General features: G+C 60.8%; 12 protein-coding genes. 1 reads left to right on the top strand and 11 read right to left on the bottom strand.

The features are described 5' to 3' along the window. Positions 1-17 precede the first annotated feature (17 nt). From GT019_RS29100 to GT019_RS29110, 3 genes are all read right to left on the bottom strand, one after another. Complete coding sequence (locus tag GT019_RS29100; protein ID WP_161746964.1) at positions 18-1031, bottom strand: ubiquinol oxidase subunit II; 1014 nt, start codon at positions 1029-1031, stop codon at positions 18-20. 330 nt (positions 1032-1361) lie between these two features. Then, positions 1362-1667, bottom strand: a complete 306-nt coding sequence (locus GT019_RS29105; RefSeq protein WP_161746965.1) for a hypothetical protein — start codon at positions 1665-1667, stop codon at positions 1362-1364. A gap of 99 nt (positions 1668-1766) precedes the next feature. Further along, the gene (locus GT019_RS29110) at positions 1767-2189 is read right to left on the bottom strand and encodes a MarR family winged helix-turn-helix transcriptional regulator (protein ID WP_161746966.1); all 423 of its coding nucleotides are present in this window, start codon (positions 2187-2189) and stop codon (positions 1767-1769) included. Between the two features lie 321 nt (positions 2190-2510). Here GT019_RS29110 and GT019_RS29115 point away from each other — a divergent pair, with 321 nt between their 5' ends. Further along, a complete protein-coding gene (locus GT019_RS29115) occupies positions 2511-6887 on the top strand; it encodes a sulfite reductase subunit alpha (RefSeq protein ID WP_161746967.1) in 4377 nt (1458 codons plus the stop codon). A 79-nt stretch (positions 6888-6966) separates the two neighbouring features. Here GT019_RS29115 and GT019_RS29120 read toward each other — a convergent pair whose 3' ends face one another. The 8 genes from GT019_RS29120 to GT019_RS29155 form a co-directional block, all read right to left on the bottom strand. Next, complete coding sequence (locus GT019_RS29120) at positions 6967-7569, bottom strand: hypothetical protein (RefSeq protein ID WP_161746968.1); 603 nt, start codon at positions 7567-7569, stop codon at positions 6967-6969. 15 nt (positions 7570-7584) lie between these two features. Continuing rightward, positions 7585-8682, bottom strand: coding sequence for a hypothetical protein (locus GT019_RS29125; RefSeq protein ID WP_161746969.1), 1098 nt, complete (start codon positions 8680-8682; stop codon positions 7585-7587). Positions 8683-8937: 255 nt separating this feature from the next. After that, a complete protein-coding gene (locus GT019_RS29130; protein WP_161746970.1) occupies positions 8938-10860 on the bottom strand; it encodes an FtsX-like permease family protein in 1923 nt (640 codons plus the stop codon). Further along, positions 10832-11605, bottom strand: a complete 774-nt coding sequence (locus GT019_RS29135; RefSeq protein WP_161746971.1) for an ABC transporter ATP-binding protein — start codon at positions 11603-11605, stop codon at positions 10832-10834. Before GT019_RS29135 ends, GT019_RS29130 begins: the two co-directional genes overlap by 29 nt. Positions 11606-11687: 82 nt before the next feature. After that, entirely contained in the window at positions 11688-12680 is a 993-nt protein-coding gene (locus tag GT019_RS29140) for a sensor histidine kinase (RefSeq protein ID WP_161746972.1), read from the bottom strand. Further along, a complete protein-coding gene (locus tag GT019_RS29145) occupies positions 12677-13381 on the bottom strand; it encodes a response regulator transcription factor (protein WP_161746973.1) in 705 nt (234 codons plus the stop codon). Before GT019_RS29145 ends, GT019_RS29140 begins: the two co-directional genes overlap by 4 nt. A 12-nt stretch (positions 13382-13393) precedes the next feature. Then, positions 13394-15607 (bottom strand): serine racemase VanT catalytic subunit, encoded by a 2214-nt coding sequence (gene vanT, locus GT019_RS29150; protein ID WP_161746974.1) that lies wholly within the window; start codon positions 15605-15607, stop codon positions 13394-13396. Continuing rightward, complete coding sequence (locus GT019_RS29155) at positions 15597-16481, bottom strand: D-alanyl-D-alanine carboxypeptidase family protein (RefSeq protein ID WP_161746975.1); 885 nt, start codon at positions 16479-16481, stop codon at positions 15597-15599. The genes vanT and GT019_RS29155 overlap by 11 nt, the downstream gene beginning before the upstream one ends. Positions 16482-16514: the final 33 nt, after the last annotated feature.

A 16514-nucleotide genomic window follows, 5' to 3' on the forward strand; every position in this document is an offset into this window, starting at 1 on the left:
TGTGCTCCTCCTTCATCCTACTTGTGGTTCATTTCGCTTGAATTCATGTTGCTCATATCCATATCGCCCATGTCGTCCATGTTATCCATGTCGTGAGCGCCCTTCGTATCGGACTTTTCCTCGTCCGTGTCGACCTTATCGTCGTTGTCCTTGTCCATATCCATGTCCATGTGATGGCCGCCGTTCTTCTTCACGATGGAATCGAACAGCTCGGGCGGATAGGAAGAGAACGATTGCTCGTCGGATTTGCCCGGCGTTGCCAGCACTTCGTAGCCGGCCTCGGTCAGCGCGTTCGACGAGGACTTCACGGAATCGACCCATTTATTGAAATCGGCCTGCGATTCGGCGACGACGTTGAAGCGCATATGCGCGAATTCCTCGCCGCTGAAGTTAGCCCCGGTTCCGTAAAATTCGCCTGTCTTGTCGGCCTGCAGCCACAACGACATGGCCATGCCCGGCATCGTGTATTCCTGACCGCCGAGCTGCGGAATCCAGAACGAATTCATCGGCGCGTCGCTCGTCAGTTCGAAATGCACCTGCACGCCCGCGGGGATATGAACGTAATTGACGGTGGCGATGTTTTGGTCCGGATATTGGAACAGCCATTTCCAGTCCAGCGAGGTAACCTGGATCTCGACCGGCTTGACGTCCGTGACCGCGGTCTTCGGCGTTCTCGCCAAAGCGTACGTATCTCTGGCCGTGTACCCGCCCAGGATGATGATGATGATGATCGGAATTCCCCACCACAGGATTTCCAGCACCTTGCTGTCGTCCCAGTGCGGTTTGTAGGGTGCCGTGTTGCCCGGTTTATCGCGGTAGCGCACCACGATGAACACCGTAATGGCAAGAACCGGTATGACGACGATGGCACACAAGATCGCCGACAAAATAATGAGCTTGTACTGCGTTTGCGCGACGGGTCCCTGCGGGTCGAACACGACGAATTTGCCGTCGCATCCGGACAGGAGCACGGTCGTCAGCAAGCCGGTTATCAGCAGCAGCAAGCCGCGGATCGTGGAACGTTTCTTCATTTGCTACTCATCTCCTTACACATGCAAGCGTCCTTGAATGGCCCTTTGACGCTAGCATAGCAGATGACGAAGCAATTGGAACCGCCGTTAACAAAACCGTCAAGGTTCTGTTTCTTTTCAGACACTTTTCGTTCATGAGTCGTTCACGAATGGCGTAGTTAAGGGCTTTCATGGGCGCGGACCGGGAAAATAAGGAAGTATGCCCTGCAAATGCTTTTTCCGTTTTGAAGGATTTTCGGAGGTTTGCCTTCATCGTTCGGGGCGGGTTTTCGGCATGCAAAAAAGAGGCGGCGACGAATCGCTGCCTCTTGCCATGTAAGCGCTGTTATATTAGGTGCGGATATGATCGAGCTGTTGGTTCGCGGCCGGTTCCTGCGGCTTGACGAATTTCGGCTGAAGCGCATGAAACAACGATCCGAGCAGCATGACCTGAATGCCCCCGATAATGAAACCGAAGCCGACCATCAGACCCAAATTCGTATCTTTGAAATTGTAGGCGAAGGCGGCGCTCATGATAATGCCGATGATCATCAAGCCTACGCCGATTCTCGGCAGCAGCGACGTCCAATACGATATTTTTTCCGCTTGCGTTGGGATACGCGTGTCCGTACCTGTTGCTTGTTGGTTGTCCTTCATGTGTGCAACACTCCCGTTGGCATATTGTGAATTTATTATATCACAAATTTGTCACCGGGCGTTCACTTTTTGTTCAATTATTAAAAATTGTTTTCCTGCCTACGCTTGGCTGAAATCGAGATGGGCATAATCTTTGAATTCCAGCAGGCCGGCCCGCTTCAATTCTTCCATATGGATCTCCGACAGCTCCTCCAATATTCCCTTCGCATTCTCCGTCAAGCGGATGAAAATGCTCCGGCGGTCGCTCGGGTTCGGAAAACGCTGCACGAGGTTCAAATCCTCGCAGCGCTGGATCAGTTCGATGCACGCGTTCGGCGTGATTTGCAAGCGTTCCGCCAACTCCTTGGGCGTGGCGTGCTCGCGGCCCGGGAAACCCATGATGGACAGCATCAGCTGATGGTACTGCGGCGTGAGTCCCTTGCTGCGCGCGGCCTCCTCGCTGAAACGAATAAACTTCCGAATCTGATAACGGAAGAAAGCGAGCTGCTCGTAAATATGTTTAGGCAAACGTTCCTTGCTCATGTTCTTGGCCCCTTCCTGAAGTCGAGTCGATCCTCGGGACGACGAATGCGCGCGACGGTTGATTCCCCATGCATGCTTCATATCCGATCTTCGATCGTATACGAAAACCAATCATCTTCTAGATGAATGCTTCATATCCGATCTCCGATCGTACACGAAAACCAATCATCTTAGATGTTATATTAAATAACATAAACCATCCAAACATGATTGACAAGAATTATTGTGTTATATAAACTAACATTAATACTCCGTTTGTTCGTATTACGATATACTTTCTTTCGCTCGGCAAGGACAATTTACCCGGCAAGGTGATGCTGCATGACAACCAAGCAAGTCAAAAGCGTATGTCCCTACTGCGGCGTCGGGTGCGGCATCGTGATGGAAGTTTCCGGCAACCGCGTGGTCAAAGTTTCCGGCGACAAGACGCATCCCGCGAATTTCGGGCGTTTATGCACGAAGGGCAGCACCAGCGGGGCGGCGATCGCCGTATCCGGACGGATGGAATACGCCTATAAGCGTTCCTCCCGGGCGGAAGCCCCGGCGCCGCTCGGCGTGCAGCAGGCCATTCGCGAAACCGCGGGCAAGCTGCGCGCCATTCTTGACGAGCACGGCCCCGACGCGCTCAGCTTCTACGTATCGGGCCAAATGTCGCTCGAAGCGCAATACCTCATTAATAAGCTTGCCAAGGGGTATGTAAGAACAAATAACATCGAATCGAATTCCCGGCTGTGCATGGCGAGCGCCGGCAGCGGCTACAAGCTGTCGCTCGGGGCGGACGGCCCTCCGGGATCGTACCGGGACATGGACCGGACGGATTTATTTTTCGTCATCGGCGCCAACATGGCCGACTGCCATCCGATCCTCTATCTGCGCATGATGGATCGGGTCAAAGCCGGCGCGAAGCTCGTCGTCGTCGATCCCCGCCGCACCGCGACGGCGGACAAAGCCTCGCTGTTCCTGCAAATCAAGCCGGGGACCGATCTCGCGCTGCTGAACGGCTTGCTGCACCTGCTCGCGAAGAACGGCGCCGTCGACCGGGCCTTCATCGCGGAATGCACGACCGGCTGGGACGACATGCCGGCGTTCCTGGACAGCTATGACCCCGAGAACGTCGCGCGCATCACCGGCATTCCGGAAGCCGACATCAGGCTGGCGGCTCAATGGATCGGCGAGGCGCCGGAATGGATCAGCTGCTGGACGATGGGGCTGAACCAGAGCACGCACGGAACCTGGCATACCAACGCGATCTGTAACTTGCACCTCGCGACGGGCGCCATCTGCCGGCCCGGCAGCGGCCCCTTCTCCCTGACGGGACAGCCGAATGCCATGGGCGGCCGCGAGATGGGCTATATGGGCCCGGGCCTTCCCGGACAGCGTTCCGTGCTCGCGGATCATGACCGCGGCTTCATCGAGGATATGTGGAAGATTCCGCGCGGCACGCTGCGGACGGAGCTTGGAACGGGCACCGTCTCGATGTTCCAAAGCATGGCGGCCGGCAATATCAAAGCCTGCTGGATCATCTGCACCAATCCCGTCGCGACCGTGCCCAACCGCAAACAGGTCATCGCCGGGCTGCAGGCGGCGGAGCTCGTCATCGCGCAGGACGCGTTCCTCGAGACGGAGACGAACGCTTACGCGGACTACTTGCTGCCCGGCGCGCTCTGGTCGGAAGCCGAAGGCGTCATGATCAACTCCGAGCGCAATCTCACGTTGATGCGCAAAGCGGTCGAACCGCCCGGCGAAGCGATGCCGGACTGGATGATCATCGCGCGGATCGCCTGCGAGATGGGCTTCGCCGACGCGTTCGCGTACGCCTCGTCCGCCGAAGTCTACGAGGAGCTGCAGCAGGCCTGGAATCCCAAGACCGGCTACGATATCCGCGGCGCCTCCTACGACCGGTTGAGAGAAACGCCGGTCCAATGGCCTTCGGCGGCGACGGACGGAAACGACCGCAATCCGATCCGTTACCTGAACGACGGCGTCGGCCGTAAACTGACCGTTCTCGGCGACGGAAGCGTCCCGCGGCTGGCGTTCCCCACGGAAAGCGGCAAAGCGGCTTTCTTGGCCCGCCCCTTCCTCCCGCCCGCCGAAATGCCGGACGGCGCGTATCCGTTCATCCTGAATACCGGCCGCGTCCAGCACCAGTGGCATACGCTGACCAAGACCGGCAAGATCGGCACTTTGAACAAGCTGAATCCGGGGCCGTTCGTCGAGCTTCATCCCGAGGACGCGGCTCAGCTCGGCATTCGCGACCAAGACCGCGTCGAGATCGCCTCGCGCCGGGGCAGCGCCGTGCTCCCGGCCATCGTGACGGACCGGGTCATGCCGGGGAACTGCTTCGCGCCGTTTCATTGGAACGATCTGTTCGGAAGCAACTTGGCGATCAACGAGCTGACGAGCGACGCGGTGGACCCGATCTCCTATCAGCCCGAGCTGAAATTTTGCGCGGTATCGCTCACCCGGGCGGCGGTGCCGCAAGAAGACGATGCGGCGATGCCCGATGCCGCGGCATCGATTACTGAAGCTTCGGAAGCCGAGAGTTCGTTATACAAGGAGGAGATGTTTATGGCCAAAGTGGATACGCTGGCGAGCATGCTGGGGATCGAAGCTTCGTCGACGATGACGCTGGACGTGCACGAGAAGATGTACGTGGCCGGATTCATCGCCAGCCTGCGGACCGACGAATCGAAGTCGGCCGCCGGGATACCCGTGCTGCCTCCGACGGCGCCGCTCGAGCAAGCCAAGCGGTTCTGGCTCGACGGCATTCTCGCCGGCATGTTCTCGCGAACGTACCTGCCCGAGCCGCCGTCCGCGCTACCGGTCTTGGCGGCGGCTTCCGCCGGAACGACGATCGCACCTTCGCAGGGAGAAACGACGCGGCATGCCGCCGTCGGCTATGCGAATTCAGAAACGGCCGCCTCCGCAGACGTTGCAGACGGCTCCGCGAGCTCCAAAGCGGTCGTCTACGCAGACATCGCGACTGAATCCGGGATTTCAATGGCGCTCGTCCATGCAGACGTCGCATCCACATCCGCGAATTCCAAAGCGGATGTGTATGCGACCGCCTTGCCCGCATACGGCTCGAACCGGCCGCTCGCGCCGAGAACCGGCATCACCGTCTTGTGGGCTTCGCAGACCGGCACGTCGGAAGGCGCCGCGATCGATTGCGCCAAGCGGCTCCAAGCGGCAGGCAACGACGTACGGCTCATGAACATGGACGCCTACGACCTGACCGAGCTCACTTCCGAACGGCTGCTCGTCCTCGTCGCCAGCACCTTCGGCGACGGGGAACCGCCGGATAACGGCACGCGGTTCTGGCAAGCCCTCCAAGCCGGCGGCGTCCCCGGCCTGCCGGAGCTAAATTATGCCGTCCTGGCCTTCGGCGACTCCAGCTACGGCGAGTTTTGCGGCTTCGGCAGGAGCTTGGACGCGCGGCTCGGTCAGCTCGGCGCCAAACGGCTGATTGACCGAACGGATTGCGACGCGGACCACGAAGCCGACTCTAGCCGTTGGCAGCAGCGTCTGGAATCGGCGGTCAACGCATTCCGCGAGAAGCCGTCCGCCGCCAACGCTCGCCGTTACGACCGCGGCAACCCGCTCCCCGCGAAGCTCGCGGCCAAGCGCTCTCTCAACCGGGAAGGCTCGGAGAAAGACACCCGCCATTATATTTTCGACTTAACGAATACGGGGCTGGTTTACGAGACCGGCGACGCGCTCGGCGTATGGCCGACGAACGATCCGGCGGCGGTCGACGAGATCATCGCCGCGGCGAAGCAATCCCCCTCCGCCGTCGTACGCGTCAAAGGCCAAGAAATGAGCTTGCGTACGGCGCTGGGCAGCCATTTCGACATCACGCGGATTACGCCGGGCGTGCTGCAGTTTGTCCAACTCCGCTCCGGCAGCGACATGCTTGCCGGCCTGATGCAGGAGGATCGCAAACCGGAGCTGAAGAAGTGGCTTTGGGGCCGGCAATTGGCCGATTTGCTTCAGGAGTTTCCCATCGACGCCGACGCCGGGGAACTGGTCGCGGCGCTGAAGCCGCTGCAGCCGCGTCTGTATTCCATCTCTTCGGGCGCGAGCCATAATCCCGACGAAGTGCACATCACCGTATCGACGGTCAGATATCAAGCGAACGGCAAGCTCCGCAAAGGCGTCTGTTCCGCCTTCCTTGCCGAGCGCGCGGACGAAGCTTCCGAGGTGCCGATCTTCGTTCAGAAGGCGCCGCATTTCCGTCCGCCCGCCGATCCGGAGGCGGCGATGATCATGGTCGGCGCGGGAACGGGCATCGGACCGTTTCGCGGGTTCCTGCAAGAACGCCGGGCCGTCTCGGCGGCAGGGAAAAACTGGCTGATCTTCGGCGAACAGCGCGAAGCCTGCGACTTCTACTTCAAGGACGAGTTGGACGAGATGCGGGAGTCCGGGCTGCTGACGCGGTTGACGACGGCATTCTCGCGGGACCAGCGGGAGAAGATATACGTGCAGCACCGCATGCTGGAGCATGGCGCCGAGTTGTGGCAGTGGATTCGGGGAGGCGCCTGCTTCTACGTCTGCGGCGACGCGGGCATGATGGCGAAGGAAGTGGAGGCTGCCTTGAAGAAGCTCATCGCGCAGCACGGCGGCCTGACCGCGGAGGAAGCGGATGCCTACGTCAAGGAGATGTCGCGCGGTAAGCGGTATGCCAAGGATGTCTACTAATCGGATCAACGCGGCTAGCGAGGATAACAAAAAGCAGTCCGACCGGATCGTCCGGCCGGACTGCTTTCTTCATGCCGCCCTAAGGCTGCGCCTTCCGTTCGCGAAGCAGCTTCGCGATTTCCGCGTCGAGGGCGTCCGGCTCGCCGGCCTGCCGCAGCTCGGACAGCGCTTCGGCCGCCAGCGTTTCCTGCGAGAGCCGCTCGAGCTCCTCCCGCTGCCGATTCGCGGCGATCGCGCGGCCCGTCTCGACTTCCGCGGACGCGGCCAAATTGCGCATCGAGAGCATATCGTGCTTGGCGCCCGCTTCGTCCACGGCCTGCTTGAAAGCGGCATACCGTTCCTTCGTCAGCCGGATCCCTTCTTCCATGCCGCCGGCCGTCTGCCGCTGCGATTCGAGCTGCTTCTTGCACTCGAATTCGCGCTGCAGGCAGCTCCTCGCGCCGTCCGCGTCGTTGCGTCCAGCCGCCTGCTCGGCCTGGCTGCGGAAGCCGGCGGCCTGCCGCTCCAATCCCCGCATGCGTTCTTTGACGGTGAGCAGCTCCGATTCCAGCCTGCTGACGGCGACGGCAAATTCGCGAAGCTTCTCGCCCGCGGCTTCCAGATACGCTTCGAACGAGGATTCGCCGCGGCTGGACGACGCTTCGGATTGAAACCATCCTTTTACCCGGCCCAGTAAACCCATATGATCGCTCCTGCCTTAATCTTCGCAATATTTGCGGGAATCCGCCGTTTGGAACGACGCTTGCGTGATGAACCTCCCCGGTTCGCCGTCGTCGCCGTATTCGAAGACGAACACGTGGCCCCGCGGGATTTGTTTGTCCAGCACGTTGACGTACGGGGCTACCACCCGGTACACCGAAGGGAACGGGCAGCAGTACCAGTACGAATCTTCCTTGATCATCCCCTGCGCCGCCAGCTGCTCGACCGTCGTCTCGTACTCGCGCTCGACCGGCGTTTCCACGAACAGCTCCCAGTGCTCGTTCAAGTCCTCGATCGCCTGCGCGCGTTCGCCGGAACGGTTGATGTCGCGGATCGCGAGCTCCGAGGTGACCTTCCAGATATCCTTGGAATCGAGCTTGCAGGCTTTGAATGCCGCGCCGCTCCGGTTAAAGTTCGCCGGAACCCGCTTCAACAGCCCGGGATCCTTCAGCCCCTGCGCGATCAAGATGAAGTTGGACAACGCGATCCAGTACTGCTCTTCCGCTTCCTCGTGACTCTCCGGGGAGACGCGGCGGCCGTTCGAGATCGTGCCGACGATGGCGTCGCCCGACTGCCTGCGCGTGCGCGCTTCTTCGTACAGCAGGATCGCTTCCTTGTAGCGGTCCCCTTCGTTCCGCGCGAGATCGACGTCGAGCTTCAGCAGCTCCTCCATGTCTCCGGCGGCCCGGCGAAGGCCGGCCAGATGCTGCTCCGGACAAGGCTTCGGTCCCTCGATCTGCCGGCCGAGCGTCACGGGCAGCTCCAGCTTCGCGGAATTGGCGAAGGCCGCCTCTTGCCTCGCGGCCACCATGATGTTCGGAAGAGCGCCGTACCATTCGTCCGCTTGGTCATGCGTGACGATCGGGACCGGCTTCGGTTCCCCTTCGCCGAAGGCGTCGCCGATCAGCGCGTCGGCCATGGTTTGAAGGCTTCTGGCCGCCTGCACGAATGCAAGCGCCCGCGGCGAGTCGTTGCCGGCGAATTCGACGTGCAGCGAGTAAACCTGCTCGCCCAGCCGTTTGTAAGCTTCCAAATGCTCGATCGGGCAGATCTTCTGACCGGTGATGCCTTCCCTGATCCAATCCATCAATCCCATATCAATACCTCCAGTAACGATGTAATGAATTGTACGCTTTAAGATCTGCCATGTTTCATAATTATTGTAAAACGACTCCTCCATCATACCACAGAACAGCGTTCCGATTAGGCGGAAAATCGGTCGGCGCGTCAGCAGCCCAGTGCTTGGGCAGGACAGTCCACGGCCGCGAAAACATAAATCCCCACAAAAAAAAATCCCCCGAAATAGGGGGATGCGGGCGAAGGTCCGCGACCCGCCAGGACGACGCCGCGTTCAGCTGATCTTCCGCTTCAAATGCTCGACCGTCCTCCAACGCGCCACGAGGAAATACGCCAATTGAATGGCCGCGAACGCGCCGAAGATTTTGAGCGAGTTGGCCAGGATGGAATACCCGACCAGCCGCTGAAGCGCGACGAAGGCCACCGTGCTGTGCACGAACGCCATCGCCAACGGGACGAAGAACATCAGGAACAGCTGCCGGGTCATGATCCGGCTCAGCTCCTTGCCGCTCAGCCCGACCTTGGCGATCATCCCGTACTGCTTCTCGTCGCGGTCCATATCCGCGTAGAGCCGAAAGTAGATGGTGCTGGCGGCGAACGTGAAGAAGACGATGCCGACCAGGCCGCTGACGATGAACAGGATGCCGTTCTTTTGCTTGGACGAGAGCCACTCGAGCGACAGCGAGCGCAAGTAATCGCCGTTCTGCCCGTCGTTGTTGATGCTCTCCATCAGTTCCCGCGACACCCCGACGGCCTTATGCCAATCCGGCACGGTGAACAGGTAAGTCTTATACAACGGATCGGCATACCCCTGCTTTAATTTATCGAACAACCGGTCCGTGATGACCGCCGTTCCCGCGTAGCCGATGTCCGGCAGCACGATACGCGGCGCGTATTTGACGAAGTGCGGGCTCGCTTTCTGGTTCCCGATGATCAATTCCACAGGTCCCGGAGGATATCCGGCTTGATCCATATCCTCCTTCTGCCAGACATAGGACGGCGTAAGAAACATCTCGTCGTCGCCGCCAAGCGTTTCCGCGCGATAGCCGAGATCCGCCGCCAGTTGATTGTATTCGCTCAAGCGCACCACCGTATAACCGCCTTCGGTACTGAGCGGAAGCATCGCATGCGCCTTGTACGAATACCCCGCTGCGGTCAGCTCGTCGCCGATTTTCTTGACCTGCTGCGCGCCGAACGATTGGTCCTCGCCGGCGGAGTAGCTGTACGCGTAGGGATTGACCATGGACGCGAGCCCGGGATCCCCCAGCGCGAGCGTCGTGCCGATGCCGGTAAACGCGACCGCGGATACGACCGCGACGATGAAGAACGTCGCCGCGTTGTCCTTCATCCGATAGGTCAGCTCCGAGATCGTCAGCAAGTTCGTCCTGCGGAGGAACAGCTTGCTCCCCCGCAGCGCACGAAGCAGGTAAACGCTGGTTTGCGTAAACAGGAGATACGTCCCCGCGATCGCCAGGACGACGCCGCCGAGCAGCTGCTGGAACGAGGTGTGCCGCCGGTTGATCGCGAAATCGAACACGATGACGTAACCGGCGACGAGCAGCAGCACCGCGAGCACGGACAACCCCGCCGATGCGGCCGGTTCCGGCTTCGGTTTGTCTTCCGAGCGTATAAGCTCGGCGACCCTTTCCTTGCCCGCCATGATTGAGGTGAGCGACGCGATCAGCAGGAAGAGCACGCCGAACGCGATCGCCGTCAGCAGCACGGCCTTCAGCGGCACGTAGAAGCGGAGGCCTTCCTGAATCGAGAGCAGCCGCGCGCTGGCCAGCAGGATCAGCTTCGAGAAGATCAAGCCGATGCCGATGCCGAACGCGAGCGCGGCGAAGCCGATCCACGCGTTCTCGACGAAAAGCATCCGGTTCAGCTGGTTCCGCGACATGCCGAGCAGGATCAGGATGCCGAATTCCTTCTTGCGCAGCTTCAGGAACGCGCCGACCGAATACAGCAGGAAGAAGAACGAGAAGACGAAGATGATGACCTCCGACACCTGCATGCCGATCGTGCCGAGCCGGCTGAGCGTTCCGCTCGAGGATACCAGCTCCCCTTGCAGATCGGGATGGAAGAGCAGCAGCGCATACGTGAAGAAAATCATGACCGAGAACGCGCTGCTGAGGAAATGCGCCATGTAGATCCGCTTGTTGCGCAGGACGTTATGAACGGCGAACTGGCGAAAATTCATGGTCCATCCCTCCCATCATCGACAGCAGATCGATGATTCGCTGATAGAACGCGGCGCGGCTGTCCCCGCAATGAATCTCGTTGTACAGGCGGCCGTCCTTGATGAAAATCACGCGGTTGCAATAGCTGGCCGCAGCCGGATCATGCGTTACGAGCAGCATGGTCGTGCGGTCTTCGTCGTTTCGCTTCTCCAGGATCTCCATCACGTCGCGCGCGGCGCGCGAATCCAGATTGCCGGTCGGTTCGTCCGCCAGCACCAGCTTGGGGCGATGGATGAGCGCCCGGGCGATCGCCGTGCGCTGCGCCTGCCCGCCGGATATCTCGTACGTGCGTTTGTCCATGATCGGCGCGATGCCGAGCTTCTCCGCGATCTCCTCCGCGCGGCGGTTCATCTCGCCGACCGAGATGCCGTCGAGCACGAGCGGCAGCACGATGTTCTCCTTGACGCTCAGCGTCTGAAGCAAATTGTACGCCTGAAAAACGAAGCCCAGTTCCCGCCTTCTGAACAGCGCCAGCTGGTCGTACGTCAGCTTGTACGGATCTTCGCCCGCGATCCGCACTTCGCCGGAGGTCGGCCGGTCGATCGTGGACACCATGTTGAGCAGCGTCGTTTTCCCGCTCCCGGACGGTCCCATGATCCCGACGAACTCGCCTTCGCCGACGGTAAGGTCGATATTCACGAGCGCTTCGTAAGAGACGGCGCCGGTATAGATCTTGCCTAAGCTGCGGACGGTCAACAAATCCATCTCTGATCCCCCTTGAATGTTTCATGTCGCCAGTGTAACCCCTGCCGGCCCGGCAAACCTATTGATTGGCCTTTCAGGCGGCTTACAACGTTGTAAGCTGCCGTCCGAACACGATGCGGACCGCCGTGCCGGCGCCGACCTCGGATTCCAGCTCCAGCCGCAGATCCAGCTTGGCGCCGACCTCGCTCGCAAGGTACAGCCCCATGCCGGTCGATTCCTTGAACGACCTGCCGTTCTCCCCCGTGTAGAAGGCTTGGAACACGCGCTTCAGGTCGGACTTCGGAATGCCGACGCCCCGGTCGCGGATCTCGAGCACGACGCCGCCGGGCCGCTCGAAAGCGGAGATGGACACCGTCTGCCCGCTGCCGGCCGAATATTTGATCGCGTTCGAGAGCAGCTGCATGACAATAAACCGAAGCCATTTGGCGTCGGTTTGCACGACGTGACCTTCGTCCACCTTCACGTCGGGATAGACATGGCTGCGGATGAACAAGCGTTTGTATTCGTGCACGGCTTCGTTCACCGTTTGCCGCAGCGAGACGGGCTCGACGCTGAAATCCTGCTCGAACGTCTCGAGTCTGGCCGTGTACAGCACCATCTCGATGCTGTGCCGCATCCGGTCGAGCTCTTCCGAAATGCTCTTGAAGCGCTCGTCCTCTTCGTCCTGCGTGATCATCTCGATGACCGACAGCGGCGTCTTCATCTGATGCGCCCATTGGTTGATGAACGTGAGGTGGTCGTTCTGCCTGCGTTCCCAAGCCTGGAGCTCGTTGCGGTAATGGCTGTACTGGGTTTCCAGCAGACTCCCGAGCGCGGCCGGAAGCGGCGCGGTCTCCCGGCGTTCCACGGAGCGGCCGAGCGAATCGAGCCGGTTCGTCAACCGGGCATAGAAGCCGCGATGCGTCGCGTAGCGGATGATCAGGTAGCAGCTGAACAGCACGGCGCTCAAGAAGACGGCATAGCTCGCGGTCGACAAACGGTTGAACCCGTCCAGGCGATAGACGAGCAGCACGATCGCCCATTGCAGGACCGACCAAAATGCAAGCGGCAGGTGCTCGCGCAAAAACAGCTTCATCGTGCGGACTCATCCTTCCATACCAGGTTCAGGCGGTACCCGGAGCCGCGGACGGTCTCGAGCGCATGCTCGATCCCGAGCTCGGCCAGCCGTTTGCGGATACGCGTAATGTTGACGCTGAGCGTATTGTCGTCGACGAACGCGTCGTCCCACAGCTTATCGAGGATCGTTTCCCGGCTGACGACGCGCGGACAGCGCTCCAGCAGCGTTTCCATCAGCACGGTCTCCTTCCTGCTGAGCGCGACCGACTTGTCGTTCAGGTGCAGCTCCATCCGTTCCGGGTAAAGCAGCAGCCCGGACTGGCTGACCACGCGTTCCTCCGACTTGGCCGCGTAATCGCCGTAGGCGCGGCGCAGCTGGTTGCGAATCTTGGCCATGACGATCTCGTAATGGAACGGCTTGGTCATGTAATCGTCCGCCCCGTTCTCGAGCGCCATCAGCTGGTCCATTTTGCCGCTGCGGGCCGAGATGACGATGATCGGGCACGTGGAGAAGGACCGGATTTGGCGGCACCAATAATAACCGTCGTAACTGGGCAAATTGATGTCGAGCAGCACCATATGGGGCTCGATCTCCTTGAACCGGTCCAGCACGCGTTCGAAATCCTCGACGATCACGCCGTTGTAGCCGTATTTTCGAATATGGGACTGCAGCATCGCGGCGATCTTGCCGTCGTCTTCCACGATCATGATGTCGTACATCCGTTCACTCCTTTACCTTGAGGCATGAATCCCGGGGACGAGCTTCTTGCCCGGACGCTTCCGCTGCTCGGTCTGGTACTGCTTCGACGCCCGCGTTCCGAGCGCGCAGACGATCTCGTTCGTGATCGTGCCGGTGCGCTTGGCCATCTCCCCGGCCGTGATCCGCTCGCCGCCGTCTTCCCCGATGATGGTCACCGTGTCTCCCTGCCGCACGCGGTCGATGCCGCTGACGTCGACCGTCAGCTGATCCATGCAGATTCGGCCCACGATCGGGGCCCGTTTCCCGTGAATCAGCACGCTTCCGCCGCGTTCCGACAGCTCCCTCGGGATCCCGTCGGCATAACCGATGGCGACCGTCGCGATCCGCGTATCCGCGGAAGCCGTAAAGCTGCGGCCGTAGCCCACGGACTCCCCGGCCTCCACGACATGCACGCGCGACACGCTGGCCCGGAGCGACAGCACCGGCCGCAGCTCGATCTTCGTCCGCGTCGCGTCGCTTTCCGAGGACAGCAATCCGTACAGCGCGATGCCGGGACGAGCCAGGTCCATCGCAAGCTCCGGGAAGTTCAGAATGCCGTAGCTGCTCTGCAGATGAAGCATGCCCGGGCGAAGTCCGGCCCCCCATACGAGCGACACGACATGCTGAAAACGGTCGATCTGTTTCCGGCTGAAGGCGATATCGTGCGGATCCAGGCTGTCCGCTTCCGCCAAATGGCTGAACGTTCCCGTCACCTGCAGCCGGCTGTGCCGGTACATCGACAAAATCTCGTCGTCGTGATCGCTTTGCTCGCCCAGACGGTTCATGCCGGTATCGATCTTGACGTGCACCTTGAATTTGCCGCCGTGCGCTTGCAGGCGCCGGGCATCGTCGGCATGGATGACCGTTTGCGTCAGCTTCCATCGGACAAGCTCGGCCAGCCGGTCCGTCGGCGTGTAGCCGAGAACGAGAATGTCTCCCTTCACGCCGCGTTTCCGCAGCTCGATGCCTTCCCCGATCTCCGCGACCGCGAAATGGCGAATGCCCGAACCGTACAAGCGCTTGGCGATCTGGACGCTGCCGTGGCCGTACGCGTTCGCCTTGACGACCGCCATCAGGCTTGTCCCGGAAGGCAGCGCGCTTTGCAAAACCGCGGCATTGTGATCCAAATGCGCCAGGTTGATATCCACCCATGCCCGCTGCCCGCCGGCCTTCGGCGAGGATTTGCGTAACGCGAGTATAGCAATCGCGGAGGCGAACAGCAACGACAAGACCGTAACGGCCGCGAAAAACACGATGCTGTTGCCGACCGCGATCGATTGGAGCCCCGTCATCTTGGCGAACCCGCGAACCGCTATGATAACCAGAGGATGAATCAGATACACCGTCGTGCTCATGTACCTGATTCGGGGATGCGATTTTCCGCCGAAGGCCAGGAGCAGCGCGAACAGGAAGATTTCCGCGGGAACGGCCGCGAGATACATGGCATCGTGCAATGGCGTCGCGTATCGGTGCAGCGCGATGCCTTCCGCGAGCAGCGCGCAGAACGAGACGGCGAACAGGGCCGCGTACCGCTTCTTGCCGCCGAGCGACGGCGCGATGCGCGAACCGCCCGCCGCCGCCGAACCGAATGCCGCGCCGAGCGCGATGTAGAGCGGCGCGAAGAAGAGCCCGTTGCGCGTCTGGCCGAACGCGTCGAACAGCTGGCCGTAGAAACCGGCGAATTGGGCGCTATGCGTCGTTACCCCGTAGTAGCTGTCCCCGAACAGCCCGACGGCATACAGCGCGCCTGCGGCGGCCAGGACGAACCGGTTCGGCAGCCAAGTCCGCAAACCGAACACGATCAACGTGCCGATAATGAGCGCCGGAAGGTACCACAAGTGATAGAACGTGCCGCCGAAGAAAATATCCTTCGTTATCGAGGCGGCGGTCGAATCGCTGCCGAAGCGGCCGTTATACAAATTCACCGGCAGGTACAGCAGGATGCCCACGCCGTAAAGCGTCCCGATGCGGCTCAAGAAACGCTTGACCGGCGGTTTGCCCGCTCCGCCTTCCCGCCTCGGCCGGAAGAAGAAGAAACCCGAGGTCATGAAGAAGTACGGAACGGTAAGGCGAGAAATGATGTCCGTCAGCACGAAGTCCGCCTTGGGGCTTAAGGAAGCGAGCGGTCCCGTATGATTGGCGATCACGAGCATGGCCGCGAACAGCTTGAACAGATCCAAACTGCCGTAGCTTCGGTTAGCGGACATGGCGGATCGGCTCCTTGTCGTAGACGGCCGCGACGACGTAACCGTCCCGGTTGTTGCCGGATAATTCCCAGCCCGCGGATTCGCCGGCGCCCGGTACCGGGACGTCCGTTCCGCCGGGAAGCGCGGCGACGTAGTAGATTTCGTACGTGCGGACGCCGTCCGTGAACAGCAGATGCGCTTTCCCGAAAGCATACTGCTTCAGATAGGACGTGTATTCTTCGAGGCACAGGTTCTCGCGCGTCATGATCGCCGCATGCGGGCGGCCCACGTAGCGATAATGCCATGGCTCGCAGGCAATCCCCGTGATCTCCGTCTTGCTCTCCTGATAGCGCTGAACGAAGCCGTATTCCGGCGCCAAGCGCCGAAACGCCGCGCTTGGCCCTTCGTCCTCGGGGAAGGAAGGCGCGATATAGTCCAGGCCGCGGCCGGCCAAGCCGACATCGACGGCAAGACCGGTCTGATGCTCGCTCGCGCCCGGAAGCGCCACGTAGCTTTCCGTATACGCCCGTCCGCGTTCCCGCAGCTTGTCCGCGTAGATGTCCCGCTGCGTTTGCTTCGAGCGATACCCGCTCACGACGGCGATGCGGTCCCCGCCCTCGCAGGCATCCAATAAAGCGGACAGCTGCGCGAGACATTCGGCATCCAGCCTAATGCGGGGCTCCTCTCGACCGGCCGCCTGCAGCATGCCGTTCGTCACGTCCTCGAGCCGCAGCGTGCATGTCGCGACGGGATGCGCTTTGTTGACAAGGATCAGCGAACCGTCGTGCAGCTCGTCCTCGCTTAAGCGCGAACTTGCATACCTGCCCGCTTGCGGCAATCCGCGCCCCAGCGTCCATGCCGGCGCATCTATAGGTTTTCTCGTTATCGATTTCATATGCGACACTCCTCGCTCAAGCTTGTTTAACCT

This window comes from Paenibacillus glycinis (genome assembly GCF_009909185.1).
Classification (GTDB): domain Bacteria; phylum Bacillota; class Bacilli; order Paenibacillales; family Paenibacillaceae; genus Paenibacillus_Z; species Paenibacillus_Z glycinis.